The organism is Paenibacillus sp. HJGM_3 (genome assembly GCF_045062745.1).
Taxonomy (GTDB): Bacteria; Bacillota; Bacilli; order Paenibacillales; family NBRC-103111; genus Paenibacillus_AA.
This window is the reverse complement of the sequence record NZ_JBJGED010000050.1, coordinates 1-18718: the sequence shown is the minus strand read 5'-3', so window position 1 is coordinate 18718 and position 18718 is coordinate 1. Positions and strand designations below refer to the sequence as shown.

Below are 18718 nucleotides of genomic sequence, written 5' to 3'. Positions count from 1 at the left end.
GGAGGAGTCGGGTATGAATAGTTGGAGAAAAGGTTGGAGCATGGCGATAACGGGTCTATTGCTAGCCACGATCATGCAGGGCTGTGCCAGTGAAAAGGGAAGTTCCGAGAGTCCGGACGGCCCGGCGAAAAAAAACGAATCGGCCCTCATCAGCACCGAGCCCGTCAATCTGACGATGTATGGCAGCATGTCGGATGAATTGTTCGAAAGGCTGGTTGCGGAGCCGGTCAAAAAGCAATACCCGAACATCACTATGACGCAGGTAAAAAATGATAAAAAAATGGCGGATCTGATCGCGGCCGGCGAAGTTCCGGATATGATCAACGACACGATTAATTCCATCATCAAGTATCAGGAAATGGGTCTTACCGAGGAATTGACCCCCTATGTGAAAAAATTCAATATGGATCTCGGCCGAATCAATCAAGTCGTATTGGAAACCGTACGCAAAACGTCCGGCGGTAACAAGCTGCTAGGGCTTCCCCTTTCTGGCAACGTCGTCATGTTGTATTACAACAAAGATATTTTTGACCGCAGCGCCGTACCCTACCCGAAGGATGGAATGACTTGGGATCAGGTCTATGATTTAGCTAAGGTCTTGACCAGAACGGAAGGCGGCGTCAAATATCGCGGCTTTGATTTCCAGGACTCGTTCCAATTCGCGGCGAACCAGCTGTCCCTGTCGGTTGTGGATGACAAGACGGACAAAGCGGCCGTAAACAACGATCCGTGGAAGAAGATGTTCGAGAATTACGCGCGGTTTTTAAAAATTGCGGGCAACGAGGTGGACGAGAAAACTTACGGAAAAGGCGGGGATCAGTTCCTGAAAGACAAAACGCTTGCGATGTATGTCACCAGCTCTATCTTCTCGAAGCTTCCGGATGCGGTTAATAACGGGCTGAACTTCGATGTCGTTACGCTCCCTTCATTCACCGAGGCGCCTAATACGACGACCCAGGTTGATGGAGGCGTGCGGATTATCACCACATCGAGCAAGCATAAGGACGAGGCGTTTGCCGCGTTGACCGCCATGCTGTCGGACGATGCGCAGAAGCAGATCGCTGCGATCGGCAACACCTCGGTATTGAAGGACAACAAGATCAACGAGGAATTTTTCGGCAAAAGTCAAGATATGCTGCAGAACCGAAACCGTCTGGGCTTCGTCAAAAACCAGCCCGCGAAGCCTCCTGAGTCGATCACCAAGTATGACGCCACCGCGCATGGGATCCTGCGGGCCCAATTCAAAAAGTACGTAACCACGCAAACGGACATCAACACGGTATTAAGAGAGGCGGAAGAATTGATTAATAAAGCGATTGCCGACACTGGGAAGTAAGGATTCGTCCGTAATAAATCTCATACTGGACCAAAGGATAAGGGGCTGCCCTCAAGTAGAGATTTCTGCTTTTGGGTCAGCCCCTTGTGTTAACTGGATGGTGCAGCGCACAGCTGGTGTGTTTGGCTGTCTGTAGGGCCGGTTTCCGGCCATGCAGCGCACAGCTGGTGTGTTTGGCTGTCTGTAAGGCCGGTTTCCGGCCTTGCAGCGCGCAGTTGGTGTGTTTGGCTGTCAGTAAGGCCGGTTTCCGGCCATGCAGCACGCAGCAGGGCGTGTTTGGCTGTCTGTAAGGCCGGTTTCCGGCCTTGCAGCGCGCAGTTGGTGTGTTTGGCTGTCTGTAAGGCCGGTTTCCGGCCTTGCAACGCGCAGTTGGTGTGTTTGGCTGTCTGTAAGGCCGGTTTCCGGCCTTGCAGCGCACAGCTGGCGTGACTTTCTGCAAGGCCAGTTTCCGGCCTTGCAGCGCACACTGGTGTGTTTGGCTGTCTGTAAGGCCGGTTTCCAGCCTTGCAGCAAGGCTGGACTATCTCCGTCCACCTGCTTACAGCCTGCGCCCGCCTATTACACCTCACGTCTCCCGCTCGCTGGCGGACGCCGCCGCCAAAGCCGCCGGCTCCGCCGGCGCGGCTTCCGCGGCCTTGCCCGCGAGCATCTGCGCGACGATGTCCGCGTGCTGCGTAAGCGCCTGCTCGCCGGCGGGCGTCAGCCGGTACACGCCGCGCTCGACGCGCGCGAACCAGCCGTAATAATTGTGCCGCAGCAGGAACGGCACCTTCGCATTGCCCGTCCGCTCCCGCAGGGCGCGCGGACTGGACGGGCCGTACTGGCGCAGCCAGTACGCGCAGTGCAGCGCCTTCTCGCGGTAGGCGGTCATGAGCTTGCGCTGCGTGCTGCCGCCCACGTTGTAGTCGCCCGAGCGCTCGCGGAACTCGTACAAGAGCCGCGACGCCTTGAGCTTGCTGCGGCGCGGCGTATAAGGGGCCGGGTCGCACAGCACCTCGACCGCCGGCTTGCGCCGCTTGTAGAACCGCACCGTGATCAGCCCAAGGCCGAGCATCCGGCACAGCCGGGTGAGATCCGACCATCGCAGCTGGTGCGGGGCGCGTCCGGTCTCCGGCAGCTCCACGCCCAAGTACACGAGCTCGCTCTGCTGCTGCCGGTCGATGCCTTGGATCACAAGCGGCAGATTGAAGGTCTTCTTCAACTCTATAATGATGGGCGGCTCGTCCCCCCGCATCGCGACCATGTCGCAATGCCGGACCTCGCCCTTCACCTCGTAACCTAGCGATTCCCAGTAGGATTTGATAGGGGCGTACAGCTCGGTTTCGCTTCGGATGGCCAATCGCTCTCGTCCTTCCTGAATCTCCGCGCAGGCGGAGAGATGTCATCTTTCCTGACAATTCCCGATTCTATTATAGCATGCGAAGCAAAGTTGCAGCGTTAAAGTCTCGGGGTCCCCGCAAAGGAACAGGATGATTCTACGAAGGCACTCTTCACTTTGTGGGCTTTCTCATGCAAATTAATGGGCAACTTCACCGCCTGTGGTGCATATGGATGTAATACCTGCAAGAACAATCAGCACCTACCCCCACGAGGGGAGCCGAGCTCTCGGAAGCAGGTCGCGAAAACATTATGCGGGGACCCCGATTCACATCCTGAGAACGTTTGACGTAAAGGCGGATGGGCTGTTGCTATGCGAAGACAGATGGCCAGGATGTCCAGCACCCGAGATCTGCATCAGGAGAGAAGCTTTTACATTTCGTTTAGCCGTGTACAGATGAGAGGAGGGCACCATGGACATTTTTAAACGGATACTGGAGCACCGGCGGGAGCAGGAGCAAGCTGCCTGGAGCGGGTCGTTCGCTGAGTATATCGATATTGTCAAAGTCAATCCAGGAGTCGCCAAAACCGCGCATGCGCGCGTGTACGATATGATTGCCTGGCACGGGATCGCCGAAGAGAACGGGCATAAACGATACAGGTTTTTCGAGAATGAAATCTTCGGACTCGATCGCACCGTGGAGAAGCTGGTAGAAGAATACTTCCATTCGGCGGCGAGGCGGCTCGACGTGAAGAAGCGCATCCTGCTGCTCATGGGACCGGTCAGCGGAGGCAAATCGACGATCGTGACGATGCTGAAGCGCGGGATGGAACGATATAGCCGCACGCCGGAAGGGGCGGTATATGCGATCAAAGGCTGCCCGATGCACGAGGAGCCGCTGCACCTCGTCCCCACCGAGCTGAGAGCCGACGTAGAAAGGGAGCTCGGGGTCAAGATTGAAGGCAGCTTATGCCCCTCCTGCTCGATGAGGCTCAAAACCGAATATGACAGCCGGATCGAGGATGTGCAAGTGGAGCGTATTTTCCTGTCGGAGGAGGAGCGCGTCGGCATCGGGACATTCAGTCCGTCGGATCCGAAGTCGCAGGACATCGCCGACCTCACCGGCAGCATCGACTTCTCCACGATTACGGAATACGGCACCGAGTCCGATCCCCGGGCTTACCGGTTCGACGGAGAGCTGAACAAAGCGAATCGGGGCCTTATGGAATTCCAGGAAATGCTGAAGTGCGACGAGAAGTTCCTCTGGAACTTGCTGTCGCTGACGCAGGAGGGCAATTTCAAGGCAGGCCGGTTCGCACTCATCTCCGCCGATGAGCTCATTGTGGCCCACACGAATGAATCCGAATACAAATCGTTCATCGCCAACAAGAAGAACGAGGCGCTTCAATCGCGGATGATCGTCATGCAGATCCCGTACAACCTGAAGGTGTCGGAGGAGGAGAAAATTTACCGCAAGCTCATCCAGCAAAGCGACATGAAGCACATCCACATCGCACCGCATTCGCTCCGCGCGGCCGCGATCTTCTCCGTCCTGACCCGGCTCAAGGAATCGAAGAAGCAGGGGATGGACCTCGTTAAGAAAATGCGGCTGTACGACGGCGAAACCGTGGAGGGGTTCAAGGACGCGGACCTGAAGGAGATGCAGAACGAATACATCGAAGAAGGCATGACCGGCATCGATCCGCGCTACGTAATCAACCGCATCTCGAGCGCGCTCATCCGGCAAAACCTGGAGTTCATCAACGCCCTCGACGTGCTGCGCGCGCTCAAGGACGGCCTCGACCAACACCCTTCGATCACGAAGGAGGAGCGGGAGCGGTACTTGAACTACATCTCCGTGGCGCGCAAGGAATACGACGAGCTGGCGAAGAAGGAAGTGCAGAAGGCGTTCGTCTACTCGTACGAGGAGTCGGCGAAGACACTGTTCAACAACTACCTGGACAACATCGAAGCGTACTGCAATTGGCAAAAAATCAAAGACCCGCTGACCGGCGAGGAGATGGATCCGGATGAGCGGCTGATGCGGTCGATCGAGGAGCAGATCGGCGTCTCGGAGAACGCGAAGAAGGCGTTCCGCGAGGAGATCCTGATCCGGATGTCGAGCTACGCGCGTAAAGGCAGAAAGTTCGAGCACGGCAGCCACGAACGGCTGCGCGAGGCGATCGAGCGGAAGCTGTTCACCGATCTGAAGGACATCGTGAAGATCACGACATCCACGAAGACCCCGGACGAGAATCAGCTGAAGAAGATCAACGAGGTCATCAAGCGGCTGGTCGACGAGCACGGGTATACGACCGGTTCGGCCAACGAACTGCTGCGCTACGTGGGCAGCCTGTTGAACCGCTGAGCGGCCGAAGACGAGTAAAGCTTAAAGCGAAAAGCGTAAAGCCCGAAGTTCGCTCACATGGAGCGGGCTTCGGGCTTTAGTTCGCAGTGACGCTAGGAATTTGGGAATAAGAACAAACGCTGGACACCCCGACGGCTTGGAGCGAAAACGGTGCCTTACCTCGATCGCGGCTGTTTCGCTTTGGCCAGCTTAGGCAAATGCTTGATGCTGCGGATCATCTTGCTGCGGCACAGCGGGCATTCCGGCGATGGCGCCGTCGTCAATTCCTCGCGCACCCAGGCTTTGCAATCCCGGTTGCTGCAGCGATAGATCGGCATCGGCGTCAAGTCCGGTTTGGTTACTTCGGTTATCAAAGCGATCGTACCCTCCTGTAGTTGAACATTCCAAAGGGCACTTTATCAAATATGGCCTGGATTATCAAATGATAGAGTTTTCGGGCAAATGCGTCTATTTGGCTGCAGCAGCTCGTGCTCCTTAGGTGCTCGTTCCGTTATAGGCATCGATTATAGAATCGATAGTTATTATATATTTCACTTATAACGTTTCGTGCGTCAAACTGGTACTAAAAGGAGAGTGAGTTGCATGGAATGGAACCACGCACCGCAACCGACAGACTGGAATTCCACCTTGTACGACCGGCAGCTGGGCTTCGTCTCGGCCTACGGGATGGGGGCCGTGGACTGGCTGGCGCCGAGGCCGGGCGAGCATGTGCTCGACCTCGGCTGCGGCACGGGCGATCTGACGGCGCAGATCGCCGCGAAGGGAGCCGCCGCCGACGGCCTGGATGCCTCGGAGGCGATGATCCTGGAGGCCCGGCGCAAGTACCCGGGCCTGCACTTCGAGGTGGCGGACGCGCACGGCTTCCGCCCCGCCCGCACGTATGACGCCGTGTTCTCGAACGCGGCGCTGCATTGGATGACGCGGCCGGCAGCCGTCATCCGCGGGGTAGCCGCGGCGCTCCGGCCTGGCGGCCGGTTCGTCGGCGAGTTCGGCGCCCGCGGCAACGTCGAGCGCATCGTGCATGCGCTCGAGCAGGCCGTAGGGCGCCTCGGCATTGACGCCGCCGCGCGCAACCCCTGGTTCTTCCCCTCGGCAGGCGAATATGCGACGCTGTTGGAGGCCCAGGGGTTCACGGTCAGGCGGCTCGTCACGTTCGAGCGGCCCACGCCGCTGAACGACGGCGACCATGGGCTGCGCCACTGGCTCACCATGTTCGGAGGAGCCTATTGGAGCGGCCTCACAGCGGAGCAAGTCGAGGCCGTCATCGCCGACGTCGGGCAGGCGCTCCGAGCGGAATTGTTCGCGGACGGGGTGTGGACGGTGGACTACGTCAGGCTGCGGTTTGAAGCGGTGAAGCTGATGTAAGTAAAGCTGACAACAATTAGTGCTTTGGTCCTATTACGCCAAGGGGAGTAGTATGATACTATTTTCTCTGTTTGAGAGGTACGATAGTTCATTAGCATGATATGGCAAACCCGCACGAAAGGCGGGGACGCAAAGCCACGGGTCTACAGCGAATGCTATGACAGCCGGGTTGCCCAAGAGCGGATGGTAGACGCTGTCTTTAGGGCAGCGTCTTTTTTGTATTTATACGCATCGTTTGGTTGGTGAGGCAACGCGTCACTTTGTGGGAAACTTAGGGGGTGAAATAGTGGATGAAGTAAAGCAGTTGAAAACCGATCTCCATCGGCTGACGGTGGAATTGATCGGAGGCTGTGCTTACTGCTCGATGATTTCCTCGAACATTGAATTCAAAACGCCGATCTATTGCACCAAGTTCACCGGAGCGATGCACCCGACCTGTGTCGACGTGGCGACTTGCCTGTCATGCCAGGAATACAAGCGCGGAACGGCGGTATCGTGATGAAGTAGACGTTTTTCAGAATAGGGGCTGATCTCGGTGGTGTTGCAACCCGCCGGACAGCCCCTTCTCTCATTTCGCCCGGGTTGTCAAGTTGGCGTCCTTTTGGAATTGATTTATAATCAAGGAATACGCTTGTACGAGAGACCAAGGCCGGGAAGGGGCATGCAGGTGAGAGCAACATCTTACATACGATGGATTCCGGCCGTTTTGATCATGGCCGTCATTTTTTACTCCTCCTCCCAGCCGTATCACAAGCAAGATATGAGGCCGAGGCTGCACAAGCTGTTGCCCGAGAAGCAAATTGCCGAGCAGTTCTCGGGAGTCCGGTTCCAGTACGCCGGGGAGGTCGTCAGCATTCAGCACTTGGGCGTGCCGGGCTTCGTAGAATTTTTCATCCGCAAGGGAGCGCACTTGTTCATCTATATGGCGTTGGGGGCGGCGGTTGCGTACGCGTTGTACCGAATCCGCCGGAAGGCGGCGCTATTCGGACTCAGCGTTCTATTCTGCGCCCTGTATGCGGCCTCGGATGAATTCCATCAGAGCCTGACGGGCGACCGGACGCCGCTCGCGATCGACGTCGGCATCGATACCGCGGGGGCGGTCATCGGCGTGGGACTTTATTTGCTCTTCCGTATCATCGCTGCAAATTTCCGAATATCCCGATCCCATCCATAGATCAGGGACCGGCGGCGTACAGTCCCGGATCTTTTATTTGATTAGGGAACGGTATGCTATAATGAGGGCTATGCGCCACCACACTATCGATTGGAGGGGTTCGTATGATTTCGAACACATTCACCATTTTGAACAATGGAGTCGAGATGCCTCGGCTGGGCTTGGGTGTCTGGAAAGTGACCGACGACAAGGTGCTGATCGACGCGGTGCACGCGGCCGTGAAGGCCGGCTACCGCAGCATTGATACGGCGGCGATCTATGGCAACGAGGCGGCGGTCGGGGAAGCGATCCGCACTTGCGGCGTTGGCCGAGGCGAGCTGTTCGTCACGTCGAAGGTGTGGAACAGCGAACAAGGCTACGATTCCACGCTGCGGGCGTTCGAGACGAGCATGGACAAGCTGGGGCTCGAAGTGCTGGACCTGTATCTGATTCATTGGCCGGTTAAAGGCAAATATAAAGACACCTGGAGAGCGCTGGAAAAGCTGTATGCGGACGGACGGGTACGGGCAATCGGCGTAAGCAATTTCCATGTGCACCACCTGGAGGATTTGCTGCAGGACGCGAAGGTCGTTCCTGCCGTAGACCAGGTCGAGCTTCATCCGCGGCTCACCCAGCAGCCGCTGCGCGAGTATGCCCAAGCGAAGGGCATTCAGATCGAAGCTTGGAGCCCGCTGATGCAGGGCGGCGAGCTGCTCGACCATCCGCTGCTGGCGAAGATCGGAGCCGCGCATGGCAAATCGGCGGCCCAAGCCATCCTCCGCTGGGACATCCAGCATGGCCTTGTTACGATTCCGAAGTCCGTCACGCCTAGCCGGATCGAGGCGAACGCGGCGATCTTCGACTTCGAATTGACGCCTGAGGAGATGGCGTCCATCGACGCGCTGAACGAGAACCGCCGGGTCGGGGCCGATCCGGACAATTTCAATTTCTAATCGTCCCCTCTGGTGGCGAAGAGCAAAGACCGTCCGGATTCCGGACGGTCTTTTCGTGATGCGTGGCTTAGGTAGTCAATCTAGAAGGCATACCGCTTGAGGGCGGTATGGCCGGTCGGCAGTCCCCAAATTTTGCCGTCCACCGTGGCCATCCCCGTAATCCCGGTCAAGCCGGAGACGGGCAGCGAATGCGTGGCGACCTCGTAGACGAAGGGTGCATTGACTTCCCGGACTAGCATTCGCTATGATTTAGCTGCAAGAACGACTTTTGAACGAGCTATTCTTCTATATAATGCCTGTACATAGGAAGGTTGAGAGCGGCATGATTATGACCAAATTCAGCTTGCGCAATCCGATCGCCATCGTGATCCTGGTGCTGCTGGTCGCCTGCGGAGGTGTTTACTCGGCCACGAAATTCAAGCAGGAGTCGATGCCGGATATCGCCATCCCGTACTTATTCGTTACTGCGCTGTACCCGGGAGCGACGCCGCAAGAGGTGCAGAACGAAGTGGCGATTCCGCTCGAGCGGGCCCTTCGGCAAGTCGAAGGGGTTCAAGTGCTTGAATCGACGTCGGCCAGCAATGTGGCGACGGTGAACATGCAGTTCTCGTTCAGCGCCGATCTGCAGGAGAAGACGGCGAAGGTCGAGGAAGTGCTGAACGGCATGCAGCTGCCGCAAGGCGTGGAGAAGCCGGTTCTGAACAAAATCTCGTTCTCGAGCGGTCCCATGATGTACGCGTCGGTCACGGCGAACGCCGGAACGTCCTTGGACGAGCTGCAGACGTTCGTCCGGAAGCAGGTGCTCCCGGCGCTCGAAGGGGTCGACGGAGTGGGGAAGGTGCAGACGGCGGGGCTCGCGTCCGAGAACTTGTACATCCGCCTGAAGGCGGACAAGATGGCCGAGCGGGGCGTGTCGTTCCAGCAGATCGGCCAAGTGCTGCAGGCGGTCAACGTGACGCTGCCGGTCGGGACGGCAACGTTCAATCAAGTGAACGAGAATGTCGTCGTCACCGGTCGGGTGCACTCGCTGGACGAGCTGAAGCAGCTCGTCGTGTCGGCCGCGCCTCCGGTGCAGCTGCAGGATGTGGCCGACATCGTCCAGGGGACGACGGTGCCGGAGACGATCAGCCGCGTGCAGGGCGAGCCGAGTGTGGCGGTGAACATCGTCAAGAACGGCGACGCGAATGCGGTGGACGTCTCCGAGCGTGTGATGGAGAAGCTGAACGAGGTTGTGCAAGGGAACGACCGCGTCCGGCTCGACGTCATCTACGACTCCGCGGACGAGATCAAGAAGTCGGTCGAAGGGATGGCTCGGGAAGGGCTGCTCGGCGCGCTGTTCGCCTCGATTCTGATCCTGCTATTCCTGAGGAATGTTCGTGCGACGCTGATCGCGATCGTGTCGATCCCGCTGTCCATCGCGATGTCGATGACGCTCTTGCACTTCTTTACCGACGTGACGCTCAATATTATGACGCTGGGCGGCATGGCGGTCGCGGTTGGCCGCGTCGTGGACGACAGCATCGTTGTTATCGAGAACATCGTACGCCGTCTGCAAGCGGAGAAGGCGTCCAAGGAGCTGCTGCTCGACGCGACCCGGGAAGTCGCGGCGGCGATCACTTCCTCGACGCTGACGACCGTCGCTGTGTTCGCGCCGCTCGGGCTCGTGAGCGGGATCGTCGGCAAAGTGTTCGCACCGTTCGCGCTTACGGTCGTCTTCTCGCTGCTCTCGTCCCTACTCGTCGCCGTCACGGTCGTGCCGCTGCTCGCCTATCTCTTGATGCGCCGAACGAAGGTTAGTCACCGCGACCCGGAGACCCGGCTCAGCCGCTCGTACAAGCGGCTTCTTAAGTGGTCTTTGAACCACAAGACGGTCGTCGTCCTGCTGTCGCTCGTCGTGCTGGCCGGCTCGTTCTTCCTGGCACCGCTCGCCGGGACGACGTTCCTCCCGGAGCAGGAGCAGAAGTATGTGATGATGACGCTGACGATGCCGAAGGGGACCGACGTAAGGGCCGTCGATGAGAAGGTTCAAGGCATGGACCGCAAGCTTCGCGAGCTCGGCTCGGTTCGGCTGTCGCAGGTGACGTCCGGCAGCCCGAAGGGCGAGTTCGATCCGCTCACGTATACGGCCGGTGCCTCGAACAAAGCGACTTGGATTGTGGGCCTGGACCCGAGTACCGATGTGACGGCGTACATCCAGGACCGGAAGCGGGAGCTGGCCCCTCTGGCCGAGGGGGCAACGCTCGACATGCAGCAGCTGAGCGGCGGTCCGGGCGGGCAAGGCATTTATATCATCGTGACGGGGCCGTCCATGGATGCAATTCGCGAGGCGACGACCCGCATCACGGACGCCGCGAGGCAGGTCGAAGGTACCGACAGTGTGCGGAACACGCTGCTCGATGAGCTGAAGAGCGTGGAGATCAAGCTGCGGCCGGGCGACGCGCTGAAGTACGGGCTGACGACCGTGCAGGCCTGGAGTCTGCTGCGGCCGCTCTTGAATGAAGAGAAGGTCGGGAAGCTCGGCGACGGCAAGCGGACGAACGATATCTATCTCAGCGTGGAGGGCGTGGCAAAGCAGTCTCTGGAGGACATCGCGAAGCTGCCGCTCGCCTCCCCGCTCGGGATGATCGCGGTCCAGGACATCGCCGACGTGAAGGAAGTGAAGCAGCAGAGCGCGCTGCAGCTGCGCGACGGCGCGGAATACGCCACCGTCCTCGGCAACATCACCGACAAGAATGCCGGCAAGGTAAATGCGGACCTGCAGGAGAAGCTCAAGTCGCTCTCGCTGCCGGAAGGGACGGGCTATGTGCTCGACGGCTCGAACAAGCAAATTCAAGACATGATGAGCGACATGTTCCTGGCGATGGCGGTGGCCGTCGGCATGGTGTACATCGTCATGGTCGTGGCCTTCGGTGGAGGCAAGGCCCCGTTCGCGATTCTGTTCTCCCTCCCGTTCGCGGTCACGGGGGCGCTCGCCGGCACGCTTCTAGCGGGCGAGCCGATCTCGATCGCGAGCCTGATCGGCATGCTGATGCTGATCGGCATCGTCGTCACGAACGCGATCGTGCTCGTCGATCGGGTGCAGCAGCAAGTCCGAGCGGGCGAGACGATCCGCGCGGCGCTGCTGGAGGCCGGCGGCACGCGGCTGCGGCCGATTCTCATGACGGCGATCGCCACGATCTGCGCGCTGCTGCCCCTCGCCCTGGAGCTGGGCGAAGGCGGTGCGCTCATCTCGAAGGGGCTCGCGGTCGTCGTCATCGGCGGGCTCGTCACCTCCACGCTGCTCACGCTGGTGATCGTGCCGATCCTGTACGAGGCGCTGCATTACCGTCGGGTCCGGCGAGAGAAGCGGCGCCGGCCGACGCTGGAGCTGTAGTCGGCCGGGATACTAAATGACGAAAGGAGCTAGGAACGATGAAATATTACGCGGTGTTATTACCGATGCGGGATCCCGCGCTAAGCCAGGAGTATCGTCAGGCGCACTTGGACTACTTGGCCCGGAGGCGCGAGGAGAAGCGCATCTTCGCCAACGGCCGGTTCGTGGACGGAGCCGGCGGGCTCATCATCTATATGGCGGACTCGGAAGCCGAAGTGATCGAGCTTGCGCAGCAGGACCCTTATGTGCTGCACAAGGCGAGAGATTACGAAATTCATGAATGGGATATGGTGACTGAAGCGGTGCTGCCCTGGCAGTGAGTCGGATGAGAGGCAAACGGCTAAAAGGCTAAAAGGCTCTCCCGGACCCGATCTTGCGATCGGGCCGGGAAAGCCTTTTTTGCTGGAGGGAAAGCCTCCCTCTCAAGATTTCAAAAGCGGTCGGAATCCTTTTGCCTGCTTCCTCACGAGCCTAAGTGAACACATCGACCCGTTACCGGCCCGAGTCCAGCTCGAGCTGCGCTTCGCCGGCGCGCAGTTGGGGCGGCGCGTCTGCGGCCTCCCGCGCCGCGCCTGCCGCTGCCGTCTGCTTGCGTCCGCGCGTGAACGGCCACCAGTTCGCCTCGCCGAACAGCATGGCGATTGCCGGGACTACCAGTCCCATGAACACGGTCGTGTACAGCCCGAGCCCGATGACGATGCCGGCGCCGATCTGGACCAGCGTGTTCACGCCCGAGTACATGAACGCGGCGAACGTGCCGCCCATAATGACCGCGGCGGAGATGATGACACCGCCCGTCGTCTTCATCGCCTTGGCCATCGCCGGGATGACGCCGCCCGGCCGGTATTCTTCCTTGAACCGCGCCATGAGGAAAATGCTGTAATCGACCCCGAGCGCGACGATCATGAGGAAGACGAAGAACGAGACGGTCCAGCTGAGGCCCGGGTACCCGAGCAGCTGCACGAAGATGAACTCCACGATGCCCATCGTGATCAAGTAATTGAATGCGAGCGACAGCAAAATGTAGAGCGGCGCCAGCACCGAACGGAGCAAGAGCGCGAGCACCAGGTAGATGCCGATCAGCACGAGAACGCCGGTGCGGATGAAGTCGTCGTTCGAGATGCGGTCCAGCTCGTGGTACTGCGCGGTCGTCCCGGCAAGCTTGACGGACGCGTCGCCGATCGCCGACCCCGAGAAGCTCATCTGGATCGTCCGGCGCAGGTCGTCGATCGCTTCCATCGCTTCCTTAGAATACGGATGGCTGCTCAGCACGATTTCGAGCTTCGTCGTCTTGCCGTCCGGCGACATGTACACCTCGAGCGAGCGTTTGAAATCCGCCGACTCAATAACGTCCGCCGGAATTTGCCACCCGGCGATCTGCTTGCCGGCCTGTTCGGCGATCATTTTTTGCGCGGCGCCGACTTGCTTCAAGCCGTCGGCCGCCTGCCCGAGTGCGGCGACCCCGTCGCCCAAGCCCTTGTCGAGCTGACTCAGGCCCGCCTGCAGCTGGCCGATGCCGCTCGCCGCCTGCGTCTGGCCGTCGGCCAGCTGGCCGAGGCCGGCGCCGATCTGTGTGACGGCGGGCGTGAGCGCCGCCGCGCCTTGCTCGAGCTGGCCGAGCCCGCCGCTCAGCTGGGGCAGCGCCCCCGCCAAGCCCGCCTGCTTCGCGAGCAGCGCTTGGTAGGCGGGGTCTTGCGCCAGCTCAGGGTGCTGCTCGGCGAGCTGCGCAAGGTCGCCGCCCATCGAGGCGGCGGCCGCTTCCGCTTGCGCGGCGCCTTGCTGCGTGCCGGCGAGCCCTTGGCGCAGCTCCGCCAAGCCGCCGCCGACCTGGCGCAGCCCTTGCTGCGCGTCGCGCGTGCTCGCGGCCATCTGCGTCAGGCCGCCGCTCAGCTCGCCGAGCGGGGCGGCGCCCTGCTGCAGCTCGGCGCGCGCCCGGCCGAGCCCGCTCGCGATCTGGCCGACGCCGCCGGCGATGTCCAGCGTCGCCTGCGTCGTCTTGCCCAGCTGATCGGGCACGGTCAGCTCGCCGATCTGCTGGCCGAGCGGCCGCGTGGCGCTGCGCACCTCGGCGACATGCGGCGCCTTAGCGACGACGGCGGTGCTCGCTTCGATCGCGGCCAGCGCTTCCGGCGTCCGCATCGACTTCGCGGACGTAATCGTGGCGGTCACCGGGAACACTTCCCCGGCGCCGAATTTGTCCTTCACCGTCTGGAAGCCCACGACGGAGCCGGCGTTCGGGTTGATCTCGGCGAGGTCGTCGAACGACCGCTGCCCGTGGAACAGGAACGCGATCGGGGCCGTCACGATCAGCGTCACGAGCAGCACCGTAGCGGGCCGCCGGGCCGATAAGCCGGCCAGCTTGCCCCACAGCCTCGACTCGCCGTGGCCTTGACCCGGCCGGATGCGGACCGGCCAGAACATCTTCGGGCCCAGGATCAGCAGAAGAGCAGGGGTTAGAGTAAGACCCGCCAGCAAGGTGATCAACATGCCGATCGAGACGCCGACGGCGGACTGGTACATCCCGAACTGGGCGAACCCGATGAGGAAGAAGGCGATGAGCACGGTGCTCGCCGAGAAGATGACCGTCTTCCCAACGGTACGCGTCGTCCGGAGCAGCGCCTCTACGCGGTCATGACCATGGGAGAGCTCCTCGCGGAACCGCTGGATGAGCAGGATGCAATAGTCCGTTCCGGCGCCGAACAGGACGGCGATTAGGAACGACTCGGTGAACGACGACACCGGCATCCCCCAGTCGGCCGCGACACCGACGAACGTGCGTGCGACCAGAAACGACAGCGCGATCGTGAACAGCGGAATGAGCGGCGCGATCGGCGACCGGAAGACGACGAGCAGGATCACCAGCACGAGTACGACCGTCAGCACCTCGGTCTTCTTAAGCCCTTCCTCGCTAGACTTCTGGAAGTCGGTCGAGATCGGGGCGCTCCCCGTCAGCTCCGCCGAAGCGCCCGACGGCAAGTCTTGCTTCAGGATGTCGCGAATTGTATCCAGATTCTCCTGGGCGCTGGGAGAATTCTCCGGCTTGGCAAAATCGAGGAGCGTCAGCACCGTCGACTTGTCCTTGCTCTCGAACTTCTGGGCGAACTCCGGTACGTCGAAGAGCGACGTGACATTGACGATCTCGAGCGCGTCGCGCGAGTCGTTCAGCTGCTTGATCTTCGCCTGCAGCCATGTGCGGTCCGCGTCCTTCAGCCCACCCTCCCGATTGAGGACGATAACCGCATTGGAGCGGGACTTGTTGTTGGGGTTGATCTGACCCGCGATCGCCGCGGCCTGCATCGACTCCGCATCCGCCGGGATGAACTTCGCTTCCGTCTCCCGAACGATCTGGGTCAGATCGGGCAGCCAGCCGGCCTGCGCGGAAGCCATCAAACCGCCGGCAAGGGCGATCCAGAGCAGCACGACGACCCACCTGGCTTTGGTCAATAATCGAATCCATTTCTCTAACACAGCATACAGCCTCCTATTCGAATTTCCCATCACTTCTATATCTATTTCACTTATACACTAAAACATGACTGGCGGTCAATATTTAAGGCGTGACGAACTTGTGATACAATAAGGCCAAGATCTTCCCCTCCGGCGGGGAGGGGCCGTGCAACAAGATTGGAGGAATCATGAACCGCGAAGAGAAGAAGCGAGAGACGCGCAAACGAATCGTAGAAGCATCCCTTCAGCTCTTTTCCGAACAGGGGTATGAGTCGACCACGGTGGCGCAAATTACGGATATGGCGGGCGTGGGCAAAGGGACGTTTTTCAACTATTTCCAGTCGAAGGAAGAAATCTTGTGCGATTTGCAAGGGTTTTGGGCGGTGGACGAGATCAAGAAGCTGTACGAGCAGCCCGGTCCTTATGTACTGCGCATCCGGGAGATGATGGTGGAGCTCGTGAAACGGATGAATCTGAACCGGCCGCTCTGTAAGGTGATGCTGCTCGGGCCGCTCTCGAGCCCTTTTAATCTGGCGAATCAGAACGAGATCTTAACTACGGTCTATGAGGCGGCCGTTCCGGTTATTCGGGTGGCGCAGGCGGAGGGTGAATTCGACCCAAGCTATACCCCTGAAGAGCTTGTCCGGATGGCGGTTCAGTCGTTCTTCGGCTGCCTGCTGTTCTGGGCGATGGAGCAAGGGGAGGCGGAGCTCGAGGTGCAGATGGAACGAACGATGGATGTCTTCTTTGCCGGAGTGGCCCCATGCGGAAAATAATGGTATACTGGTTGGTAGATGAGTTAGTGCCTTGTACTAGCCGCTAGATTTTGACCACATGCAGGAGGTTCCCATGGACGTCAATTCGCTTAGATCGGTCTACAGCCAGTTCGAACAAAGCGTACTTCCCGTGCAGGTGGGAGTCCAGGTGCTCGATAAGGCCAAGACGCTAGCCGAAACGCAAGGCGCGCAGCTCGTGCAAATGCTTCAGCAGAGTGTGCAGCCGCATTTGGGCAAGAACTTGGATATTTCAGTGTAATTTCGATTGGTAGGAAACGGCTGGGCCCTTGGCTCGGCCGTTTTTCGCAGCATAAGGAAACGGAAGGGGTCTGAATGAAGCGATGGAGTCCTCGCAGATTGTAATCGAAGCGGATGGATTGGTGAAAACGTACGGTGCTTTTCAGGCGGTCAAAGGCGTTCATTTTCAAGTGTATCAAGGCGAAGTGTTCGGTCTGCTCGGCCCTAACGGCGCGGGGAAGACGACTACGATGGAGATGATCGAAGGTTTGCGCAAGCCCGACGGGGGACATGCCCGCGTGGCCGGCTACGATACGCAGAAAGATTTGGTCAAAGTGAAAGAAGTGATCGGCGTGCAGCTCCAGTCTACATCGCTGTTCGAACTGCTGACGGTGAAGGAAATTATGGAGATGTACGCGAGCTTTTATCCGAATCCGCTGCCGGTCGACCCTATCTTGGAAGATATGACCTTAACGGACAAACGAAACGGCCGCGTCAAGCATCTCTCCGGAGGACAAAAACAACGTCTTGCCATCGGGCTCGCGCTCGTGAACGATCCGAAAGTGATTTTCCTGGATGAGCCGACGACCGGTCTGGATCCTACTGCCCGCCGTACGCTGTGGGACATCATCCTGAAGCTGAAGGAGCGAGGCAAGACCATCGTCTTGTCGACGCATTACATGGAAGAAGCGCATGTGCTCTGCGACCGCATTTGCCTGATGGATCAAGGGCAAGTGGTCGCGCTCGATACGCCCCGCAATCTGGTGCTCAGCCTGCAATCCGACAGCGCGATTGAGTTCCGGGTGGGTGGGCTGGACGAGAGGCCGGAGGAGTATAAGGAGAATTTGCTCCGCGAGCTGCACGAGGTTCGTGAAGTGAAACGGGTAGACGTACGACGGGATGTGATCGTGTTGTATACGGACAAGCTTCAGACGTCTCTGACGGATCTGATCGAGAAAAGCTCAGGCGGCAAGCTGGAGCTGGCCGATCTGCAGACTCGTACGGCCACGCTGGAGGATGTGTTTATTTCCATGACCGGAAGGAGTCTGAATGAGGAATGAGAGCCTACGTTCAATTAACGCTCGCTCAGCTCCGGCTGTTTGCGCGGAATCGGCAAGTGCTGATCTTTACGTTGTTTATGCCTTTATTTTTTATGGTGATGCTGGGTTCGTTTCTCGGCAACGGGAATAACATCAGCCTGGACGGTGTCGTGATTGACCAGGATGGAAGCGCGGCGTCCCGCCAGATGGTCGAGGCCCTTCAAGCCGACCAGGTGTTGAAGCTGAAGCCGGCCGAAGATTTGGACGCCTCGCTTACGCAGCTGAAGCATGGGGATCAGAAGCTGGTCGTCGTCATCCAGAAAAATTACGGCAAGGCGGCGGAGTCGAGGGGCTTGGACAGCTCCAAAGCCGGGTTTGTGCAGGTCTACTATGACCAGACGAACCAAATGAACTCCCAGATCGGCCTTCAGGCGGTTGAAAGGGTCGTGGACGGCGTCTCCAAATCCATTACGGGCTACGTTCCGGTTGTGGGGATCGAACCGCTCGGCGTACAGGCGCTGCAGCTTCGCTATATTGACTTCCTCGTTCCGGGAATCGTCGCCATGATGATTATGTCGAACAACTTGAACGGGGTAGCCGGTCAGATCGCTTCCTGGCGGGAGCGCGGCGTCCTGCGGCGGATGCAGAGCACGCCTTTGCGGGCGTCGACCTTTATCGCCGCTCAAATAACGGCGCGTCTCGTGCTGAACGTGGCGCAGGCGTTGATCGTGCTGCTTGTGGGCAGTTTGATTTTTGGCACGCAGGTGAACGGGTCTTGGCTGCTGCTGCTGATGTTCGTTGTGCTCGGGACGCTTACGTTTATGGCGATCGGCTTTATTATTGCGGGTGTGGCCAAAACGCCCGAAAGCGCTGGGCCGATTTCAGGCTTGATTTCGTTCCCTCTGATGTTTTTGGGCGGCGTCTTTTTCTCCGTCTCCAGCATGCCCGAGTTTTTGCAGCCGATCGTGAAATCCATTCCGATTACCCAACTGAGCACGGCATTGCGGCAGGTTATGAACGTTGGGGCAGGACTGGGGGAGCTGTGGCTGGAAGCGCTGCTGCTCAGCGTCTGGCTGGTCGTTTCTTTCATCGTGGCGACGTTTACGTTTAAGTGGGAGTAGGGCCGCCATGGGGAATCCATAAATAAGTGAAAAATTTTCCTCTATTGCTCAGAAAGCACGTTCAGCCGAGCGATTAGAGGAAAATTTTTCTTTTATTGGCCCCGGAAGGGTGTACGCCTGTATCGAAATTGGGATTAGCTGCAAATTTTTCTTTTATTCTTCAAAGCCCCATAATTGGAATGGAGTCATCATAGTGAAATGAATTACACTATTGGTGAAGGGGGCTGATGA

General features: G+C 59.1%; 16 protein-coding genes and 1 riboswitch. Of the genes, 12 read left to right on the top strand and 4 right to left on the bottom strand.

The features are described 5' to 3' along the window. The first annotated feature begins 13 nt into the window (after window positions 1–13). Window positions 14–1336: an ABC transporter substrate-binding protein gene (locus ACI5FR_RS33030; protein ID WP_405462557.1), complete on the top strand. Its 1323-nt coding sequence runs from the start codon at window positions 14–16 to the stop codon at window positions 1334–1336. A gap of 565 nt (window positions 1337–1901) precedes the next feature. Here the strand turns inward: ACI5FR_RS33030 and ACI5FR_RS33025 are convergent. After that, the gene (locus tag ACI5FR_RS33025; RefSeq protein ID WP_405462556.1) at window positions 1902–2675 is read right to left on the bottom strand and encodes a DUF2161 domain-containing phosphodiesterase; all 774 of its coding nucleotides are present in this window, start codon (window positions 2673–2675) and stop codon (window positions 1902–1904) included. 451 nt (window positions 2676–3126) lie between these two features. Between ACI5FR_RS33025 and ACI5FR_RS33020 the strand changes: the two genes are divergently transcribed. Next, window positions 3127–5022, top strand: coding sequence for a PrkA family serine protein kinase (locus ACI5FR_RS33020; protein ID WP_405462554.1), 1896 nt, complete (start codon window positions 3127–3129; stop codon window positions 5020–5022). Window positions 5023–5177: 155 nt separating this feature from the next. Here ACI5FR_RS33020 and ACI5FR_RS33015 read toward each other — a convergent pair whose 3' ends face one another. Next, window positions 5178–5375, bottom strand: coding sequence for a cold-inducible protein YdjO-related protein (locus ACI5FR_RS33015; protein ID WP_405462552.1), 198 nt, complete (start codon window positions 5373–5375; stop codon window positions 5178–5180). Window positions 5376–5604: 229 nt separating this feature from the next. Here ACI5FR_RS33015 and ACI5FR_RS33010 point away from each other — a divergent pair, with 229 nt between their 5' ends. The 4 genes from ACI5FR_RS33010 to ACI5FR_RS32995 all read left to right on the top strand — a co-directional run bounded on the left by ACI5FR_RS33010 (window position 5605) and on the right by ACI5FR_RS32995 (window position 8493). Next, complete coding sequence (locus tag ACI5FR_RS33010; RefSeq protein WP_405462550.1) at window positions 5605–6387, top strand: class I SAM-dependent methyltransferase; 783 nt, start codon at window positions 5605–5607, stop codon at window positions 6385–6387. Between the two features lie 93 nt (window positions 6388–6480). Next, window positions 6481–6564, top strand: a riboswitch (cyclic di-GMP riboswitch). Window positions 6565–6673: 109 nt separating this feature from the next. Further along, window positions 6674–6886: a hypothetical protein gene (locus ACI5FR_RS33005; protein WP_405462549.1), complete on the top strand. Its 213-nt coding sequence runs from the start codon at window positions 6674–6676 to the stop codon at window positions 6884–6886. 168 nt (window positions 6887–7054) lie between these two features. Then, entirely contained in the window at window positions 7055–7561 is a 507-nt protein-coding gene (locus tag ACI5FR_RS33000) for a VanZ family protein (protein ID WP_405462547.1), read from the top strand. 104 nt (window positions 7562–7665) lie between these two features. Then, the gene (locus ACI5FR_RS32995; RefSeq protein ID WP_405462546.1) at window positions 7666–8493 is read left to right on the top strand and encodes an aldo/keto reductase; all 828 of its coding nucleotides are present in this window, start codon (window positions 7666–7668) and stop codon (window positions 8491–8493) included. A gap of 80 nt (window positions 8494–8573) precedes the next feature. On the opposite strand, the gene ACI5FR_RS32990 is transcribed toward ACI5FR_RS32995, so the two are convergent. Beyond that, window positions 8574–8732: a hypothetical protein gene (locus ACI5FR_RS32990; RefSeq protein ID WP_405462545.1), complete on the bottom strand. Its 159-nt coding sequence runs from the start codon at window positions 8730–8732 to the stop codon at window positions 8574–8576. An 83-nt stretch (window positions 8733–8815) separates the two neighbouring features. Here ACI5FR_RS32990 and ACI5FR_RS32985 point away from each other — a divergent pair, with 83 nt between their 5' ends. Both ACI5FR_RS32985 and ACI5FR_RS32980 read left to right on the top strand, forming a co-directional pair. After that, the gene (locus ACI5FR_RS32985; RefSeq protein ID WP_405462543.1) at window positions 8816–11866 is read left to right on the top strand and encodes an efflux RND transporter permease subunit; all 3051 of its coding nucleotides are present in this window, start codon (window positions 8816–8818) and stop codon (window positions 11864–11866) included. A 38-nt stretch (window positions 11867–11904) separates the two neighbouring features. Beyond that, entirely contained in the window at window positions 11905–12186 is a 282-nt protein-coding gene (locus tag ACI5FR_RS32980) for a YciI family protein (protein WP_405462541.1), read from the top strand. A 172-nt stretch (window positions 12187–12358) separates the two neighbouring features. Here the strand turns inward: ACI5FR_RS32980 and ACI5FR_RS32975 are convergent, their stop codons facing one another. Further along, entirely contained in the window at window positions 12359–15334 is a 2976-nt protein-coding gene (locus tag ACI5FR_RS32975) for an efflux RND transporter permease subunit (protein ID WP_405462540.1), read from the bottom strand. A 167-nt stretch (window positions 15335–15501) separates the two neighbouring features. On the opposite strand from ACI5FR_RS32975, the gene ACI5FR_RS32970 reads away from it, so the two are divergent. The 4 genes from ACI5FR_RS32970 (at window position 15502) to ACI5FR_RS32955 (ending at window position 18487) form a co-directional block, all read left to right on the top strand. Then, window positions 15502–16089 carry a TetR/AcrR family transcriptional regulator gene (locus ACI5FR_RS32970; RefSeq protein WP_405462538.1) on the top strand — a complete coding sequence of 196 codons (588 nt, stop codon included), beginning with the start codon at window positions 15502–15504 and terminating at the stop codon, window positions 16087–16089. Between the two features lie 73 nt (window positions 16090–16162). After that, on the top strand, window positions 16163–16348 hold the full coding sequence (locus ACI5FR_RS32965; RefSeq protein WP_405462537.1) for a YjfB family protein: 186 nt from the start codon (window positions 16163–16165) through the stop codon (window positions 16346–16348). 82 nt (window positions 16349–16430) lie between these two features. Further along, complete coding sequence (locus tag ACI5FR_RS32960) at window positions 16431–17387, top strand: ABC transporter ATP-binding protein (RefSeq protein ID WP_405462536.1); 957 nt, start codon at window positions 16431–16433, stop codon at window positions 17385–17387. Then, window positions 17384–18487: an ABC transporter permease gene (locus tag ACI5FR_RS32955; protein WP_405462534.1), complete on the top strand. Its 1104-nt coding sequence runs from the start codon at window positions 17384–17386 to the stop codon at window positions 18485–18487. Before ACI5FR_RS32960 ends, ACI5FR_RS32955 begins: the two co-directional genes overlap by 4 nt. Window positions 18488–18718: the final 231 nt, after the last annotated feature.

Bases quoted from the DNA above. Each gene is read 5' to 3' on its own strand.
- ACI5FR_RS33030 (WP_405462557.1), top strand. From the start codon at position 14: ATGAATAGTTGGAGAAAAGGTTGGAGCATGGCGATAACGGGTCTATTG.
- ACI5FR_RS33020 (WP_405462554.1), top strand. From the start codon at position 3,127: ATGGACATTTTTAAACGGATACTGGAGCACCGGCGGGAGCAGGAGCAA.
- ACI5FR_RS33010 (WP_405462550.1), top strand. From the start codon at position 5,605: ATGGAATGGAACCACGCACCGCAACCGACAGACTGGAATTCCACCTTG.
- ACI5FR_RS32995 (WP_405462546.1), top strand. From the start codon at position 7,666: ATGATTTCGAACACATTCACCATTTTGAACAATGGAGTCGAGATGCCT.
- ACI5FR_RS32990 (WP_405462545.1), bottom strand. From the start codon at position 8,732: ATGCTAGTCCGGGAAGTCAATGCACCCTTCGTCTACGAGGTCGCCACG.
- ACI5FR_RS32985 (WP_405462543.1), top strand. From the start codon at position 8,816: ATGATTATGACCAAATTCAGCTTGCGCAATCCGATCGCCATCGTGATC.
- ACI5FR_RS32980 (WP_405462541.1), top strand. From the start codon at position 11,905: ATGAAATATTACGCGGTGTTATTACCGATGCGGGATCCCGCGCTAAGC.
- ACI5FR_RS32970 (WP_405462538.1), top strand. From the start codon at position 15,502: ATGAACCGCGAAGAGAAGAAGCGAGAGACGCGCAAACGAATCGTAGAA.
- ACI5FR_RS32965 (WP_405462537.1), top strand. From the start codon at position 16,163: ATGGACGTCAATTCGCTTAGATCGGTCTACAGCCAGTTCGAACAAAGC.
- ACI5FR_RS32960 (WP_405462536.1), top strand. From the start codon at position 16,431: ATGGAGTCCTCGCAGATTGTAATCGAAGCGGATGGATTGGTGAAAACG.
- ACI5FR_RS32955 (WP_405462534.1), top strand. From the start codon at position 17,384: ATGAGAGCCTACGTTCAATTAACGCTCGCTCAGCTCCGGCTGTTTGCG.